This is a genomic window from Moritella sp. (assembly GCF_033791185.1).
GTDB lineage: Bacteria > Pseudomonadota > Gammaproteobacteria > Enterobacterales > Moritellaceae > Moritella.
Map to the genome: position 1 here is coordinate 32358 of NZ_JASJHF010000104.1, position 14857 is coordinate 47214.

The window sequence follows — 14857 nt, forward strand, 5'->3', positions numbered from 1 at the left end:
TGAACAAGATGAATGTTAAAAAAGGCAGGGTTGGTGACATCCTGCCTTTTTATTATGCATTTTTTCATGGGGTTATTTATTGGACTTTATTCACAGATTTCTTGATCATAACCACGCCCGTTAGTGCCATTAATACCAGCAATCCTAAACCGATATAACCAAACCATTGATCAAATAATTTATTGCCAGTCCAGCGTAGGTAATGAATATCATACATGGTGTTGAAGAAGCGACTATCTGCACCTTGTTGACGTAGACTTAACCGAGACCAATCAAACATCAGCTTTACCTTCGTATCCGTCAATGCGACCCCATCTTGATAGTTTAATACTGAGCCATAGCGGTCAGGATTATGTTTTATCGCATCTTGTAATAAGTTGATGATGCTCTGTGAGCTTGGTTCTGACAGCGTTTGGTTATCTAAAGGGTTAATATGCTGCCATTTGTTGGCTACTTTAATCCGATAATGGCTGCCTAAAATACTGCGGTTTATTGCAATTGCTTGCCACTCAGGCTGAGGCGCTAGCGGTAATGTTGAAGTGAGTGGATAGCTGGTGACTTGCAATTGCTCGTAGGCATTTTTATAACCAGGTTTAATCAAAAAGAATGCCCCAGTAAGCGCCCAGAGAGTCACTGGTAATATTAAGGCATAACCAAGATAGCGGTGGAGTTTGTAGCTATTCATGAGGGTCTATTAAAGGAAATGTTGTTAGGTATTCTACGGTTTAATGATGAAAAAACCAGTTTCGATGGTTATTATGACGGAAAGGTTATGATTAACGATTTGCTTACCGTCGCCAAGTTACAAAAAAGCACCTTCTAAAAGGTGCCTTTAACATCTTTAAATATCAATGAATTAGAATTTAGCTGAAACTTGTAATACAAAGCCGTCGATACCATAGGTAGCATCGTCACCAGTTGAATTGCCTGAATTAAGGCCTCCATCGCTAAATTCACCGTCTTGGTACACACTGTAAGCGCCATTTTTACTGACAGTTGCGGCAAGATCAATATGCACTAGCTCCATTGGCGAAATACCAAACCCTAAGGTATAGAGATCGTCGCGCATATCATTTAAATCATGACGCACACCAGCACGTAATTGAAGAGCGTTAAATAAGTTAACTTCTACACCACCGCGGGCATAACGTGATTCACTGTTACTTTCAAAGCCGATAGCATCGTTTAAGTCCATTTCTGCGGTTAATGTCGCATAGCTATGATGTAATGCAAAACCGGCTGTGACTAAGGGAGCTAATGTGAAGATCAGTTTTTCATCTGCTTGATTGATACCTTTATAGGCCGTGGTTTCTATTTCTAGATTTTTCTTCAGCATATTACGGCCACTAACAGCTACACGGAATATATCATAAAAATCAAGGGCAATACCGGCATCTAAATTAAAATGACTTTGCATATCGAGCCCGTCCAGAAAGCCATCTTCAAATTTACGTAAACCATTGTCATCAAGAGAAATATCATAACTATAAGTGTCGATACGCTGGTATTTTGGAGATATCCCAATCGAGACTTTGGCAATGTTAGCATCCCAGTTCATTGATAATGCTAAACCGAGGTCGGAAACCGATACTCCGGCTAAATTCACCTTACTGTCGAGGTCATCTAAGTTCTGGCTCTTGGCAAGGTCAATATCATTCTGACTCACTTTCGCTGTTGCGACACTGGTCATATAAGAGTTACCAAAGAAAGCCACAGATAAAGCACTGCTGGGTAATGCAATCGCAAAACTGGTGCCGGCGTTGATGCCCATACGTTGGCCATCAAACTCACCCAGTGCATTTGCATACGCTGCCGCGGTTGATGGGTTGCTGTTATTGTCATAAGCTTCCAGTGTGGTTTTGACGTTATCTAAGGCACCTAAAAATGCATCGGATGTTTCAGTTTGAATACCAAAAGAGGTGGGTGCATAACGGGTATGACCATTATCACTGTAAGGGATAGCCGGTAAGATCATTCCGATATAATCGGTGTTACCTTGACCCAATAAGGCTGGGTTCACAAAGGCGGCAGTAACAAAATCTGAAGACGCGACACCTGCACCTCCCATCGCATCATTACGGGCATCAAAATAAAGCTGAGAAGCGAACACGGTTGGTGTGAGCGCGTTGGTTAGTGCTGCAGTAATAAGTAAACGTTTCATATCAATCCCTGATGTTTATGCGATGTCATGCTTATTAAGTAAATGCTAGCGTGAGAATGTGCCGATTAATCCGTTAATCGACCCTGTATTTCGCTGTCATGAACCGTGAGTGATGTATGTTGCTTGATGGCTAAATAGTAGCATTGGATTAAATGAACTTAAGTTTGATGTTAAGTACTAGATTACAAGGATGGATCTGTGATCCAGATCTTTTCGTTTGAATTGCCGCCGATTTCGTTAGATTGATTTGGTCAGTCTTGTATCTCTCTAATATAGCGAGTATAAATAGCTAGACTCACGGTGAGAAACTAAATTTTATAATATGAATATATTAGCGTGGTATGCACTCGGCGGGAGTTAAGTAGCAAAGTATGAGGTGACGGTTTCATACTTTCATTCCTAGTATCGTCATGCATGACAATACAACTCGAGCTAATCACTCGTACGCTTATCTTTAAGTAAATATCTGCATTAAGTTGGCAATATTTAGCTATTATAGAAAGAATAAAAACAATAAATAAGAGGTTATTTTTGTGCTTGAAGCAAACTACGAACAGCAATTAACGAAATTATTACCTTGGCAGAAAGTGAGCTTTATTGCGGCACTTGCCGAGCGTAGTTTTCCGAACTACAAATTATTTTCTGAAGCTTGTGAAACCGGTGATGCGAAGCAATTCCGTTTATCATTAGATCTATTTTGGGAATCATTAACGGTTAAAAGTAGTAAAATCAACTTTGCTATTCAATTTGATCGCTTTGAACCAATCATTCCAGAGCTAGATAAATTTGATGTGTATGGCGTTTACCCTGCGCTTGATGCATGTGTAATCTTGAACAGCGCGTTTAATAGTTTAGTCGGCCCAGATCCGGACGTGAACGAAGCGATTAATGCATCACGTGTATCGGTTGGTACTGTGGCGAGTTATTTAGAGGCGCTAGCGGGTGAAGAACTTGACGACGCGATCATCTTTGCTGATGAACTAATGCAAAAAGAATTCGAATTTCAACAAGCGGTACTGGATCTATTAACCGTACAGAAATCAGCTGAGAGTATCAAAGCAATACGCCAGTTTGCCAAAAATGATGGTATTTCTAACATTGGTATTACCTTAGATTAAGGGGTTGAAATATCATTAAACAGCCGTCATCACTGGTATTCACGGCGGTTGTGATAAGCTAAAAGAGCAATAATAGTGGCTTTGGGATGATGTTTTTTTGTACATAGAGTGAGATTAGTGTGAGCGCTACCTCATTTGTTGATTATTCTCTCAGCAATTGACTTAATTAAAGCGATAAATCCTTTGCGGTCAAAGGTTTTTTTGAATAAAGTGTTTAACAGTTTAATGTTATTGAATAGTGGAAAGGACATTCTTATGAACAAAACTCAATTAATCGATGCAGTTGCAGCGAAAGCAGATCTAACTAAAGTACAAGCTAAAGCAGCACTAGAAGAGATCCTAAATGCGATCACTGATAGCCTTAAAGAAAAAGAAGCTGTACAGCTAATTGGTTTCGGTACTTTTAAAGTAAGCGAACGTTCAGCACGTACTGGCCGTAACCCACAAACGGGTGAAGAAATTCAGATTTCTGCTGCTACAATTCCAGCATTCGTTGCTGGTAAAGCACTGAAAGATGCAGTTAAAAACGCAAACAAATAAGCATTAATTTTTATTCATTTAAAAATTAATAAAAAAAGCACCTTAAACAGGTGCTTTTTTATTATCTACGATTTATGGTCATACCGATAGCCGCTGGTTTTAAGGTGCAGTTGTAGCCTTATTATCATCTGCGGGTTGCACGCGTACACGCTGGATAACATTGTTTTCTATTTCTAATACTTCCAGTGGGTGGCCTTCTATTTTAAGGCTGATATTCGCCTCTGGGATCTCTTCCAAATATTCTAAAATTAAACCATTCAATGTTTTTGGCCCGTCAGTAGGGAAGTGCCAGTTCATTTCTTTATTAATATCACGTACGTTTGCAGTACCATCAATAATATAACTACCGTCAGCTTGAGCCTCAATCTCTTCACTTGCAGAAGGCGCCATTGTGGTTGTAAAGTCACCAACAATCTCTTCTAAAATATCTTCTAGGGTTACTAGACCCTGAATATCACCATACTCGTCCACAATTAAGCCGATACGCTCTTTCTTGCGTTGGAACTTTAATAGCTGCACGTTAAGCGGCGTCGATTCAGGAATGAAGTACAGCTCTTTTACCGCACGTAAAAGACTGGTTTTATCAAACTGTTCTTTTAATAGCAGGCGTAATGCATCACGGGTATGCACAAAACCAACCGCGTCATCAATAGTGTCACGATACAGCAATACTTTAGTGTGTGAGATATTACGTAATTGACGTAACAGGATCTCCCATTCATCGTTAATATCAATGGCGATGATCTCGTTACGCGGTACCATGATGTCATCAACTGTCACTTTTTCAAGATCAAGAATACTGATCAACATATCTTGGTGACGTTGCGGGATCATCGAGCCAGCTTCATGCACCACTGTGCGCAGCTCTTCAGAGTTCAATGCGCCGGAGTGATTATGATTGACATTAATGCGGAAAAGACGCAATAAGCCATTGGAAATGATATTAACCAGCCATACCAGTGGATAAAATAGCGTTAATAACGGGCGTAAGATAAATGAACTTGGGAATGCTACTTTTTCAGGATGCAGCGCAGCGAGCGTTTTCGGGGTTACTTCTGCAAAAATCAGGATGACAATCGTTAACAGGCTGGTTGAAATAGCCAAACCGAGGGCTTCGTTTTCGGCAAATAAACGCATGCCAATGATAGTTGCTATAGATGAGGCCAAGATATTGACCAGGTTGTTACCAATTAAAATGAGACCAATCAAGCGATCTGGTCTATCGAGGAGTTTTTCTACACGTTTCGCACCCGTATGGTTATTCTTAACCAGGTGCTTAAGCCTGTAACGATTGAGGGACATCATGCCTGTTTCTGAACTAGAGAAATAGGCTGATATAAGGATTAAAATAGCCAGGAGGCCAAATAAGGTCCCTGTTGATATGTCGTCCAAGTGTTATCCTTTGATTACGCGTGTGTGAGTATAATAATTTATAGGTGTCTGTTGTCTGTTGTCAGTTTCGTTAAGGACTAATTGAGTAGAACCTCTTTTACAAAACGAGAACCGAAGTAGGCTAGTGATAGTAGTATAGAACCAAATAATGTACCAAATGCAATCTTATTGCTACGCCAACCTTGCTTAAAGTGTCCCCAGAGTAATACTGAATAGAACAACCAAGCTAAGATAGATAATACGGTCTTATGGGCCTGTGTATGAGTAAAGGCATCTTCAAAAAATATAAAACTGGTCAGTATCGCAATCGACAATAATACTAAACCCACGCTGAGTAATCTTATCAGTTGTTTTTCTATTGTCATTAATGATGGTAGTGCGGGGTGCATAGCGATGGGACGCTTGTGCTTGAGTTGATAATCTAAGTAAGCCATTTGCAGCGCAAGTAGGCTTGCTACAATGAACGCGGCATAGGCAAAAAGGATCACTACAATGTGGACTACCAGTGGCGTGTTATCGCTTAGGTTGGAAATATAAATTGTCGGTAATAGATAGCTTAATGTAATGATAATCGCTGAAAAACCATAGACGATAGGTAATAAAGGTAATATTTTAAACTTATTAATCGACAGCGTCATGATCATCGATATCAGTAAACTGATAAGCGCAACAACATTGATAATGCTCAGGTTAATTCCTGCTGCTGTAACAATATCAAATCCCATCCAGAATAAGTGGCAAAGTGTTGCACCTGCTCCTAACATGAAGATAGTACGTATACTCGGCTGCTGCGTGACAGTTAAGGCTTTAATGCAATAATAAGTTGCAGCTATGTAGAAGATAATAGCGCCGAGAGCAAACAGTTCCATAGGGCTCACTTTAATGTTGATTTATATGTAGTTATACACTCCAGTATACGCTTGCTGTATCTATAGAGCCATATTCAAATGCATTATTTGGAAAGGAAAATATTATTTTTTTATAAAACAATGCCTAGGATGACTTGAGTGTGTGATTTTTGCCCTCAAATAAGGTTATAATCATCAGTAATTATTGCATTTAATCTAATTTATAACGGATAACGTCATGTTTGAGAATTTAACCGATCGCTTATCGGCAACGCTGAAAAACGTCAGCGGCCGTGGTCGTTTGACTGAAGATAATGTCAAAGAGACACTACGTGAAGTGCGCATGGCGTTACTCGAAGCGGATGTTGCTTTACCAGTCGTACGCGAATTTATTAAAAACGTAAAAGAAAAAGCCCTAGGCCAAGATGTGTCTAAGAGTCTAAACCCAGGTCAAGCCTTCATCAAGATCGTGCAAACGGAACTTGAGTCGGCAATGGGTGAAGCCAACGAAACATTGAATCTTGCTGCGCAACCGCCAGCTGTATTAATGATGGCGGGTTTACAAGGTGCGGGTAAAACCACCTCTGTAGCCAAATTAGCGCTGTTTTTAAAACAACGAGAAAAGAAATCAGTATTGGTTGTAAGTGCCGACGTTTACCGTCCAGCGGCAATCAAACAGCTAGAAACATTAGCGCAAGAAGTTGATGTTGAATTTTTCCCAAGTAATATCGAACAGAAACCTGTTGATATTGCCAATGCGGCCATTGAATACGCACGTAAATCATTTATTGATGTTGTGATTGTCGATACTGCGGGTCGTTTACATGTCGATACCGACATGATGCAAGAGATTCAAGATTTACACGCAGCGATTAACCCAATTGAAACCTTGTTTGTTGTTGATGCGATGACAGGTCAAGATGCGGCAAATACAGCAGCGGCATTTAATGAGAGCTTGCCATTAACAGGTATCATCTTAACCAAAGCCGATGGTGATGCGCGTGGTGGTGCAGCATTGTCGATTCGTCATATTACGGGTAAACCAATTAAGTTTATCGGTATGGGTGAAAAAATTGATGCATTGGAACCTTTCCATCCAGAGCGTATCGCGTCTCGTATTCTCGGTATGGGTGATGTTCTATCACTTATCGAAGAAGTTGAACGTAAAGTAGATAAAGACAAAGCCGAAAAACTGGCGAAAAAAGTTCAGAAAGGTAAAGGCTTTGATTTAGAAGATTTCCGTGACCAACTTGTGCAAATGAAAAGCATGGGCGGCATGATGGGCATGATGGATAAGTTACCTGGCATGAACGAGGTACCTGACGCTGTTAAAGACCAAATGGATGATAAATTAACGAACCGTATGGAAGCGATTATTAATTCGATGACACCAGCTGAACGTCAGCGTCCTGAAATCATCAAAGGTTCACGTAAGCGTCGTATTGCGACAGGTTCTGGTACCCAGATCCAAGACGTGAACAAACTGCTTAAACAGTTTACCCAGATGCAAAAAATGATGAAAAAAATGTCGGGCAAAGGCGGCATGAAAAAAATGATGGGTAAAATGAAAGGTATGATGCCACCAGGAATGGGCGGCGGTATGGGAGGAATGGGTGGTGGTAAAGGACCGTTTGGTTAATCCACCATTTTAAATTCCTTCTTTATATAGTCATTTTTATCTAAAGCCCTGCCAATTATAGCAGGGCTTTTTTATTTCAGCTTATTCTCGCTAACTTGTATTTGAATGACGTAATTACAGCATAATGATTGTTTATAGTATAAATAGCGCTAACTAAAGTGTTCGTGTCACACAATAGGGTTGCTTTTAATTAAAATAAGAGTAAAATTGCGCGACTTCGAATCGTCTCATTCGTGAGTACTATTTGAACTAAATGGGACCTTGTCAGTGCAAGGTCGGAATACACACTTAATTTATAAAGAGGACGATATGGTAACTATTCGTTTATCTCGTGGTGGTTCTAAGAAATCACCTTTCTATACAGTTGTTGTTACAGACAGCCGTAACGCTCGTGATGGTAAATTCATCGAGAAGCTAGGTTTCTTTAACCCAATGGCTGCTGGTCAAGAAGAACGTGTTCGTCTTGACAACGTGAAAATTGAAGCTTGGGTTGCTAAAGGCGCTACAGTTTCAAACACAGTTGCTAAGTTAATCAAAGACGCTGCTAAAGCTGCTTAATTATCTTAAGGTAAGGAGATCTTGTGAGTTCAACTGACAAACCGATGGTAGTTGGCCGTCTTGGTGCTGTTTACGGCATTAAGGGCTGGATAAAAATCAACTCCTTTACCGATATTCCTGAAGGGATTTTTGACTATTCACCTTGGCTTATCGAGCAAAAGGGCGAATGGGTTGAAGTGGCGATTGAAGATTGCAAACGTCATGGCAAAGGTTTAGTTGCTAAGTTAGTTGGTATTGATGTACGTGAAGAAGCGCAGGCCCTTACGGGTGCTGAGATTGCTATTAACGCAGATCAACTTCCAGAATTAGAAGATGAGTATTACTGGCGCGATATCATTGGCTGCTCTGTTGAGACAGACAAAGGTTACACGTTAGGTAAAGTCACTGATATGATGGAAACCGGTTCTAACGACGTATTAGTAATTAAAGCGAATGCAACAGATGCCTTCGGAAAAAAAGAACGGTTAATCCCGTATCTTGATGGGCAAGTAATTATCAGTGTTGATATTACAGCTCAAAAAATTATTGTTAATTGGGATCCGAGTTTTTAAGACTCATGGTCAGCGGAGGCTAGTATGTGGTTAGGGGTTATAAGCCTTTTTCCAGAGATGTTTGATGCCATCACTGAGCAAGGAGTCATCGGTCGAGCAATAAAACGCGATCTGCTTAAGTTCCAAACTTGGAACCCTAGGGATTTTGCCCACGATAAACATAAGACGGTCGATGATCGCCCTTATGGTGGTGGCCCTGGCATGTTGATGATGGTTCAACCATTACGAGATGCTATCCATGCAGCAAAACAGGCGGCAGGTGGTGAGGCGAAAGTTATTTATCTTTCACCGCAAGGACGTAAATTGGATCAAGCTGGCGTACTGGACTTGGCAACAAATGAAAAGATGATTTTTATTTGTGGTCGTTATGAAGGTATTGATGAGCGTATCATCCAATCGGAAGTTGATGAAGAGTGGTCTATCGGTGACTTCGTGTTAACTGGTGGTGAACTTGCCGCAATGACGATGATTGATGCTGTCTCACGCATGATCCCTGGTGTTTTAGGCACTCAGGCATCCGCAGAGCAAGATTCGTTTGCAGACGGTCTTTTAGATTGTCCGCATTATACGCGTCCGGAAGTGTTAGATGGTATGGTCGTTCCTAAGGTTCTCCTTAGTGGCAATCATAGTAAAATTAGCCAATATAGACAGAAACAGTCTTTAGCTCGAACGTTAGAACGACGACCTGATTTATTAAGTAACCTAGCTCTGACTGATCTGCAAGAAAAAATTCTTGTTGAGATCGTTCGCGAAAGTCGCGAGTTAAAGTAGAGTTTTTCAGTTTATTCTAGGGTATAGAAAATGAGCAACATTATTGCACAGATCGAACAAGATCAAATGAAAACAGATCTACCAACTTTTGCACCAGGTGCTACAGTTGTAGTTCAAGTTAAAGTTGTTGAAGGTGATAAATCACGTCTACAGGCTTTTGAAGGCGTAGTTATCGCTAAACGTAACCGTGGTCTGCACTCTGCATTCACAGTACGTAAAATCACTTCAAACGGTGAAGGTGTGGAACGTGTATTCCAAACACATTCTCCAGTGGTAGCAAGCATCACTGTTAAGCGTCACGGCGATGTTCGTCAAGCTAAGCTATACTACCTACGTGGTCTTACTGGTAAAGCTGCACGTATTAAAGAAAAATTGGGTAAACGTAAGTAATCCATTTTTCATGCAGTTTAAGGTCCGTCATCTGACGGGCCTTTTTTTTGCCTGATTTTTAGGTAGCTATTAAATAACGACAGTTTCATATTATCGCGATCAGATATTAAAGTGCTTTTTGAGTAACTGATGGGTAAAGGCTTTTTTAAGATAAAAACCGCGTGGTCGCACCTGAATAATCTCCCCCTCGCTGCCATACGCCTTAGTACGCACTTTATTGTTGGCTGCCTTAGGGCGAAGTTGTAAAAATTTACCGTGACGAGCAGTGATCTGTTCTACTTGCCCAAGCGCGATCATATCCATTAGTTCTTCCCAGTCTTCTTGTAACTGTGCATTCTCAACTGCATCGGGCTGCCAGAGTAATGGTGAGCCAACTATCCGCTCAGCCACAGGAATATCACGCTCACCAAGTACTGGGATCCATAATACCTGTTTTAATTTGTTGGCGACGTTACAGGTTTGCCAGCTGATGCCATGGTTTCCGGTGAGTGGTGCGACGCACACGAACGTTGTTTCAAGGGGTTTGCCTTGCGCATTAATCGGAATAGTTTTGAGTTCAACACCAAGCTCGGGAAAATCTTGAATTGGTTTACTACCTGCCGTCGCGCCAAGGTGAAGTTCTAAGAGTTGACCGATCCAACCTTTTTCCTTACGCAAGTCATTCGGTACGGTGAGGTTATGTAGCGTGGCTATTTGCTGTAAATTGAATCCAGCAATATCTTGTGCTCGAGTCATAAGCTCATTGATGTTATGGGGTTCGTTAATCAGTGCTGGCATATCAAATGATTCTATATATCAAGGTTTCTACTAGCAGAATAACATTTTTAAATCTAGCTGTTAACGGTCGTTTTTCATACAAAGTGAGACGTCGGTCTCATTTTTATGTTGCACAGATGTTTTCGTTGAAGTTAACCCAAATAGGTTACTGTTTTTTATGCATTTTATATCTAATTGATGAGGGGGAGAATAATTCTAGCGGTATTTTATTATGTTAAATGACAATAATGGAAACTCTGCACAAGGTTATCCACAGAAAAAGTGGATAACTTGCCATTGGCATGGCTTTATTTGTTAATAAATATCGATAATAGCCATTGGCAGCCCTAATTTTCGTATGAATTGTCACTTTTCCACACCTGATATGTGCATAACTGTTTATATTGTGGATTAGGACGATAATTATGGATATATTGATGCTTTATTGACCAGTTGTTGAGGGGCTAAAGTTTGAGCATCTCTCTGCTAAAGGAAGACACTGCTAAGTCGACTATTGTTGGTAAATAGACGCTATTTTGGCTTGGTAAAGGGATCTTTGGTAAAACAAGCCGTGTAAATTTGCTGCTTATTGATTTATATGAAACAATCAAGTTAACTAAGTTCTACCCTTAAGGTGCTAATGTGATTGATAGCGATGGCTATCGTCTTAATGTAGGCATCCTAATTTGTAATCGTGAAGGTCAAGTTTTATGGGCTAAACGTTGTGGGCAACATTCTTGGCAATTTCCGCAAGGTGGTGTAGATAATGGAGAGTCTGCAGAGCAAGCAATGTATCGAGAACTGTATGAAGAAGTTGGACTCAAAGCGAATCATGTTTCGATTCTAGCCACTTCTAAAACATGGTTGAAATATAAATTACCAAAGCGATTAGTCAGATGGGATAGTAAACCAGTCTGCATTGGACAAAAGCAAAAATGGTTTTTACTGCGTCTGGAAGCGGATGACAGTCAGATCGACTTTAAACGCACAGGGCATCCGGAATTTGATGATTGGCGTTGGGTCAGTTATTGGTATCCCGTACGTCAGGTGGTATCGTTTAAAAAAGACGTTTATCGTCGTGTAATGAAAGAGTTTGCACCCGTGGCATTACCTTTTTTACGCAAAGACATCAAACGTAAACGACGTTAATGCTAAATAATGCCTGCGTATTGAATTATCTATGATTCAATACAAAGGCATTACTTATTCACCACTTCAGAAGAATACCTCTATTCTTGTTATTTTAGCTTGTTGAACACCCTCTAATACTTTGGTTTCATTTACCTTATTTTACCGATTCTATTACTGCAGTGGCTTTGTTGTGACTGGCATTTGGTGTAAGGTGTGTTTTAACTTTACTGCCTTAGCATAGGCGAGCTCTTTCTTTTACTCAGGAACGCAACGATGTCGCAGACATATCTACAATATCCAGAAATTGATCCTATTGCGATCAGCCTTGGTCCTATCAATGTGTATTGGTATGGGTTGATGTATTTACTTGGTTTTTTATTTGCTAATTGGATGGGTAATCGTCAAGCAGCTAAACCGGGAAGTAAGTGGGATAAAGAAGAAGTTGGTGATTTATTATTTTATGGTTTCCTCGGTGTTATCCTCGGTGGTCGGATCGGTTACGTGCTGTTCTATAATTTTGGTTTATTCCTTGATGATCCTATGTACTTATTCCGTATCACCGACGGTGGCATGTCATTCCACGGCGGTCTGATTGGTGTGTTATTAGCATTTGCTTATTTTGGTCGTAAGACCCAACGTTCATTTTTTGTCATTGCCGATTTTATTGCTCCTATGGTGCCATTTGGTTTAGCGGCTGGCCGTATTGGTAATTTTATCAATGGCGAACTGTGGGGACGCGTGACGGATGTGCCTTGGGCGATGATCTTCCCAACCGGTGGTGATTTACCACGTCACCCGAGTCAGTTGTATCAGTTTGCAATGGAAGGGGTATTACTACTTGTTATTTTACAAATATTTGCCCGCAAACCGCGTCCTGTTGGCGCTATTTCAGGTCTGTTCTTATTTGGTTACGGTATTTTCCGTTTTGTGGCTGAGTACTTCCGCCAACCTGATTCACAGTTAGGGCTTTATTTTGACTTAATTAGTATGGGGCAAATTTTATCAACGCCAATGATCTTCCTCGGTGCGTTAATTATGTTTATTGCGTATAAAAAACCGACGTTATTTAGTGCTAAAACCGATAAATAGTATTGTGTTAAACAAACTGAGATACCAATGCTATGCTTAGGTATTGGTATCTTATCGATGTAATTATCATTTTTGAACTGGTGTTGCCGGTTATACTTACCACCGGTAAAATAAATTAATAGATGAAACGGCTAAGTAGTATTGGGTTTACGTCTCAACCTGATGTTATGTTTACTCTGTTACTTGCCTACCTAATTATACGCTGTTAATAACAACAAGCGAATTCGACAAGCTACTCGCTTAGCCATGAGTCATACTGAAATATGAATGTTCCCTCTATTTTTTTAGTTGCGTTTGGATTGATTTTTTTATCGACCAGCTTTAAACCGGCCATTAAAATTTATAAACAAGAGCGCAGTGTAGGCTGGCTGTTACTGTTGTTATTAATCATATTCTTCTTTTTTGGTTACTGTGCTTTTCTTTATTACCTCACCACTATTTCGACAGTTTCTATTGTTGAAATTTGCCTATCGAGCATTTTATTTGGTGGTAGTATTTTTGTCTTTATGGTGATTAATTTTAGTCTTGCTAGCATCGAGGAACTGCGTCGTGTTGCGCAACAGGAGCGCCATAATGCCTTACATGATTCATTAACGGGCTTACCTAATCGTTTACATTTAATGGAGTCGCTGTCTGCGAAAGTCGTTGCCGCAGCGCCTTTCTCGGTATTTGTATTAGATTTAAATGATTTTAAGCAAATCAATGATGTGGTCGGACATTATTATGGCGACCAACTGCTGATTAAATTATCGAACAGACTGTCAGCGGTATTACCCGAGGATTGTTTTTTTTCGCGTGTAGGGGGCGATGAGTTTGTCTTGCTGCTTGATGCGATTGAGCACTCAGAAATTAGTCAGTTAGTGGCGATTGTAGATAAAGCATTAATTACCCCATTTAATATTAATAGCTATAACTTTAATGTATGTATAAGTACTGGCGTCAGTCTATTCCCCTCTCATAGTCGGACTATTGCGCCATTATTACAGAAAGCGGATACGGCAATGTATGAATCGAAAAAGCGGCTGGTGCCTTATCGACTATACAACGACACCTTAGACCATGATGCCAAAGCCCGTCTGGCTATATCGAGTAAATTAAACCTTGCATTAATAGAAAATCAATTTCAGTTGTATTACCAACCGTTGATAAAATTACAAACGACTAAGGTACATCATTTTGAAGCCTTGTTACGTTGGCCGCAAGCAGATGGTAGTTTTATTCCACCGGATCAGTTTATTCCATTGGCTGAGCAAAATGGCACGATCCGTCAAGTGACGCTATGGGTGTTAGATAATATTACCCAGCATTTAGCGCACTTTGCTCAGCAAGATATCGATGCGTGTATCCACATTAATTTATCCGCTCGCGATCTACAAGATGATGGCTTTTCTACCCGACTGGCAAGCTTGGTTCGCGAGGGGCGGTTATCTCCAGCACAATTGGTTTTAGAGGTCACTGAAACGGCAATTATGGCTGACGTAGCGAAAACCCGCGAGATCCTTTCTCAGCTCTCCCATCAGGGATTTCGCATCAGCTTGGATGACTTTGGTACTGGCTTTTCGTCACTGTCTATTTTAAGAGAGCTGCCGATTAATCAAATTAAGATTGATCGTTCATTTGTGATGGCAATGCATAACGGTAATACCAATAATGCTATTGTCCGTTCAATCGTATTTTTAGCACAAAACCTTGGTTGTAGTGTGGTTGCAGAAGGTGTCGAGACCAAAGCCATCGCGGCCGAATTGGCGCTATTGAAGTGTGATTACTTACAAGGTTATTATTACTGTAAACCGCTACCACTTGCGTTAGTGTTTCCTTACTGTGAACAGCAAGGTTGGAAAGTGACATTGCAGGAATAGTAAGTGGTTATTAAAAGTGAAAGAGGGCGTTAGCTTTATCAGCCAACGCCCTCT

The 14857-nt window shown here is 40.5% G+C and carries 15 protein-coding genes; 10 read left to right on the forward strand and 5 right to left on the reverse strand.

Going from position 1 to position 14857, the window contains the following annotated elements; translation table 11 throughout:
• Positions 1-76: 76 nt before the first annotated feature.
• Together QNK26_RS06480 and traF are read right to left on the reverse strand one after the other, a co-directional pair.
• A complete protein-coding gene (locus tag QNK26_RS06480) occupies positions 77-685 on the reverse strand; it encodes a PepSY domain-containing protein (RefSeq protein WP_319221654.1) in 609 nt (202 codons plus the stop codon).
• 171 nt (positions 686-856) lie between these two features.
• Positions 857-2161, reverse strand: a complete 1305-nt coding sequence (gene traF / locus QNK26_RS06485) for a conjugal transfer protein TraF (protein ID WP_319221655.1) — start codon at positions 2159-2161, stop codon at positions 857-859.
• Between the two features lie 533 nt (positions 2162-2694).
• Between traF and QNK26_RS06490 the strand changes: the two genes are divergently transcribed.
• Together QNK26_RS06490 and QNK26_RS06495 are read left to right on the forward strand one after the other, a co-directional pair.
• On the forward strand, positions 2695-3279 hold the full coding sequence (locus QNK26_RS06490) for a YjaG family protein (RefSeq protein ID WP_319221656.1): 585 nt from the start codon (positions 2695-2697) through the stop codon (positions 3277-3279).
• Positions 3280-3534: 255 nt separating this feature from the next.
• Positions 3535-3819, forward strand: coding sequence for an HU family DNA-binding protein (locus QNK26_RS06495; RefSeq protein ID WP_211684557.1), 285 nt, complete (start codon positions 3535-3537; stop codon positions 3817-3819).
• A gap of 99 nt (positions 3820-3918) precedes the next feature.
• Here the strand turns inward: QNK26_RS06495 and QNK26_RS06500 are convergent, their stop codons facing one another.
• The gene (locus QNK26_RS06500; protein ID WP_319221657.1) at positions 3919-5211 is read right to left on the reverse strand and encodes an HlyC/CorC family transporter; all 1293 of its coding nucleotides are present in this window, start codon (positions 5209-5211) and stop codon (positions 3919-3921) included.
• A gap of 77 nt (positions 5212-5288) precedes the next feature.
• On the reverse strand, positions 5289-6080 hold the full coding sequence (locus QNK26_RS06505; protein ID WP_319221658.1) for an inner membrane protein YpjD: 792 nt from the start codon (positions 6078-6080) through the stop codon (positions 5289-5291).
• A 217-nt stretch (positions 6081-6297) separates the two neighbouring features.
• Here QNK26_RS06505 and ffh point away from each other — a divergent pair, with 217 nt between their 5' ends.
• The 5 genes from ffh to rplS all read left to right on the forward strand — a co-directional run bounded on the left by ffh (position 6298) and on the right by rplS (position 9968).
• Positions 6298-7698: a signal recognition particle protein gene (gene ffh, locus QNK26_RS06510; RefSeq protein WP_319221660.1), complete on the forward strand. Its 1401-nt coding sequence runs from the start codon at positions 6298-6300 to the stop codon at positions 7696-7698.
• Between the two features lie 309 nt (positions 7699-8007).
• Complete coding sequence (rpsP, locus tag QNK26_RS06515) at positions 8008-8256, forward strand: 30S ribosomal protein S16 (RefSeq protein ID WP_006033748.1); 249 nt, start codon at positions 8008-8010, stop codon at positions 8254-8256.
• A 23-nt stretch (positions 8257-8279) separates the two neighbouring features.
• Positions 8280-8807, forward strand: a complete 528-nt coding sequence (gene rimM / locus QNK26_RS06520) for a ribosome maturation factor RimM (RefSeq protein ID WP_019442329.1) — start codon at positions 8280-8282, stop codon at positions 8805-8807.
• 24 nt (positions 8808-8831) lie between these two features.
• Positions 8832-9578, forward strand: a complete 747-nt coding sequence (trmD, locus tag QNK26_RS06525) for a tRNA (guanosine(37)-N1)-methyltransferase TrmD (RefSeq protein WP_319221667.1) — start codon at positions 8832-8834, stop codon at positions 9576-9578.
• Positions 9579-9608: 30 nt separating this feature from the next.
• Positions 9609-9968 (forward strand): 50S ribosomal protein L19, encoded by a 360-nt coding sequence (gene rplS, locus QNK26_RS06530; RefSeq protein WP_211684562.1) that lies wholly within the window; start codon positions 9609-9611, stop codon positions 9966-9968.
• A gap of 99 nt (positions 9969-10067) precedes the next feature.
• On the opposite strand, the gene mutH is transcribed toward rplS, so the two are convergent.
• Positions 10068-10745 carry a DNA mismatch repair endonuclease MutH gene (gene mutH / locus QNK26_RS06535; RefSeq protein ID WP_319221668.1) on the reverse strand — a complete coding sequence of 226 codons (678 nt, stop codon included), beginning with the start codon at positions 10743-10745 and terminating at the stop codon, positions 10068-10070.
• 621 nt (positions 10746-11366) lie between these two features.
• Between mutH and rppH the strand changes: the two genes are divergently transcribed.
• The 3 genes from rppH (at position 11367) to QNK26_RS06550 (ending at position 14803) form a co-directional block, all read left to right on the forward strand.
• Positions 11367-11873 (forward strand): RNA pyrophosphohydrolase, encoded by a 507-nt coding sequence (gene rppH / locus QNK26_RS06540; protein WP_319221669.1) that lies wholly within the window; start codon positions 11367-11369, stop codon positions 11871-11873.
• Between the two features lie 255 nt (positions 11874-12128).
• Positions 12129-12944 carry a prolipoprotein diacylglyceryl transferase gene (lgt, locus tag QNK26_RS06545; protein WP_319221670.1) on the forward strand — a complete coding sequence of 272 codons (816 nt, stop codon included), beginning with the start codon at positions 12129-12131 and terminating at the stop codon, positions 12942-12944.
• A 263-nt stretch (positions 12945-13207) separates the two neighbouring features.
• On the forward strand, positions 13208-14803 hold the full coding sequence (locus tag QNK26_RS06550; RefSeq protein WP_319221671.1) for a putative bifunctional diguanylate cyclase/phosphodiesterase: 1596 nt from the start codon (positions 13208-13210) through the stop codon (positions 14801-14803).
• Positions 14804-14857: the final 54 nt, after the last annotated feature.

Excerpts from the sequence above, each read along its gene's own strand:
- QNK26_RS06550 (WP_319221671.1), top strand. The coding sequence starts at position 13,208 with ATGAATGTTCCCTCTATTTTTTTAGTTGCGTTTGGATTGATTTTTTTA.
- mutH (WP_319221668.1), bottom strand. The coding sequence starts at position 10,745 with ATGCCAGCACTGATTAACGAACCCCATAACATCAATGAGCTTATGACT.
- lgt (WP_319221670.1), top strand. The coding sequence starts at position 12,129 with ATGTCGCAGACATATCTACAATATCCAGAAATTGATCCTATTGCGATC.
- traF (WP_319221655.1), bottom strand. The coding sequence starts at position 2,161 with ATGAAACGTTTACTTATTACTGCAGCACTAACCAACGCGCTCACACCA.
- QNK26_RS06495 (WP_211684557.1), top strand. The coding sequence starts at position 3,535 with ATGAACAAAACTCAATTAATCGATGCAGTTGCAGCGAAAGCAGATCTA.
- rpsP (WP_006033748.1), top strand. The coding sequence starts at position 8,008 with ATGGTAACTATTCGTTTATCTCGTGGTGGTTCTAAGAAATCACCTTTC.
- QNK26_RS06480 (WP_319221654.1), bottom strand. The coding sequence starts at position 685 with ATGAATAGCTACAAACTCCACCGCTATCTTGGTTATGCCTTAATATTA.
- QNK26_RS06505 (WP_319221658.1), bottom strand. The coding sequence starts at position 6,080 with ATGGAACTGTTTGCTCTCGGCGCTATTATCTTCTACATAGCTGCAACT.
- rplS (WP_211684562.1), top strand. The coding sequence starts at position 9,609 with ATGAGCAACATTATTGCACAGATCGAACAAGATCAAATGAAAACAGAT.
- ffh (WP_319221660.1), top strand. The coding sequence starts at position 6,298 with ATGTTTGAGAATTTAACCGATCGCTTATCGGCAACGCTGAAAAACGTC.
- trmD (WP_319221667.1), top strand. The coding sequence starts at position 8,832 with ATGTGGTTAGGGGTTATAAGCCTTTTTCCAGAGATGTTTGATGCCATC.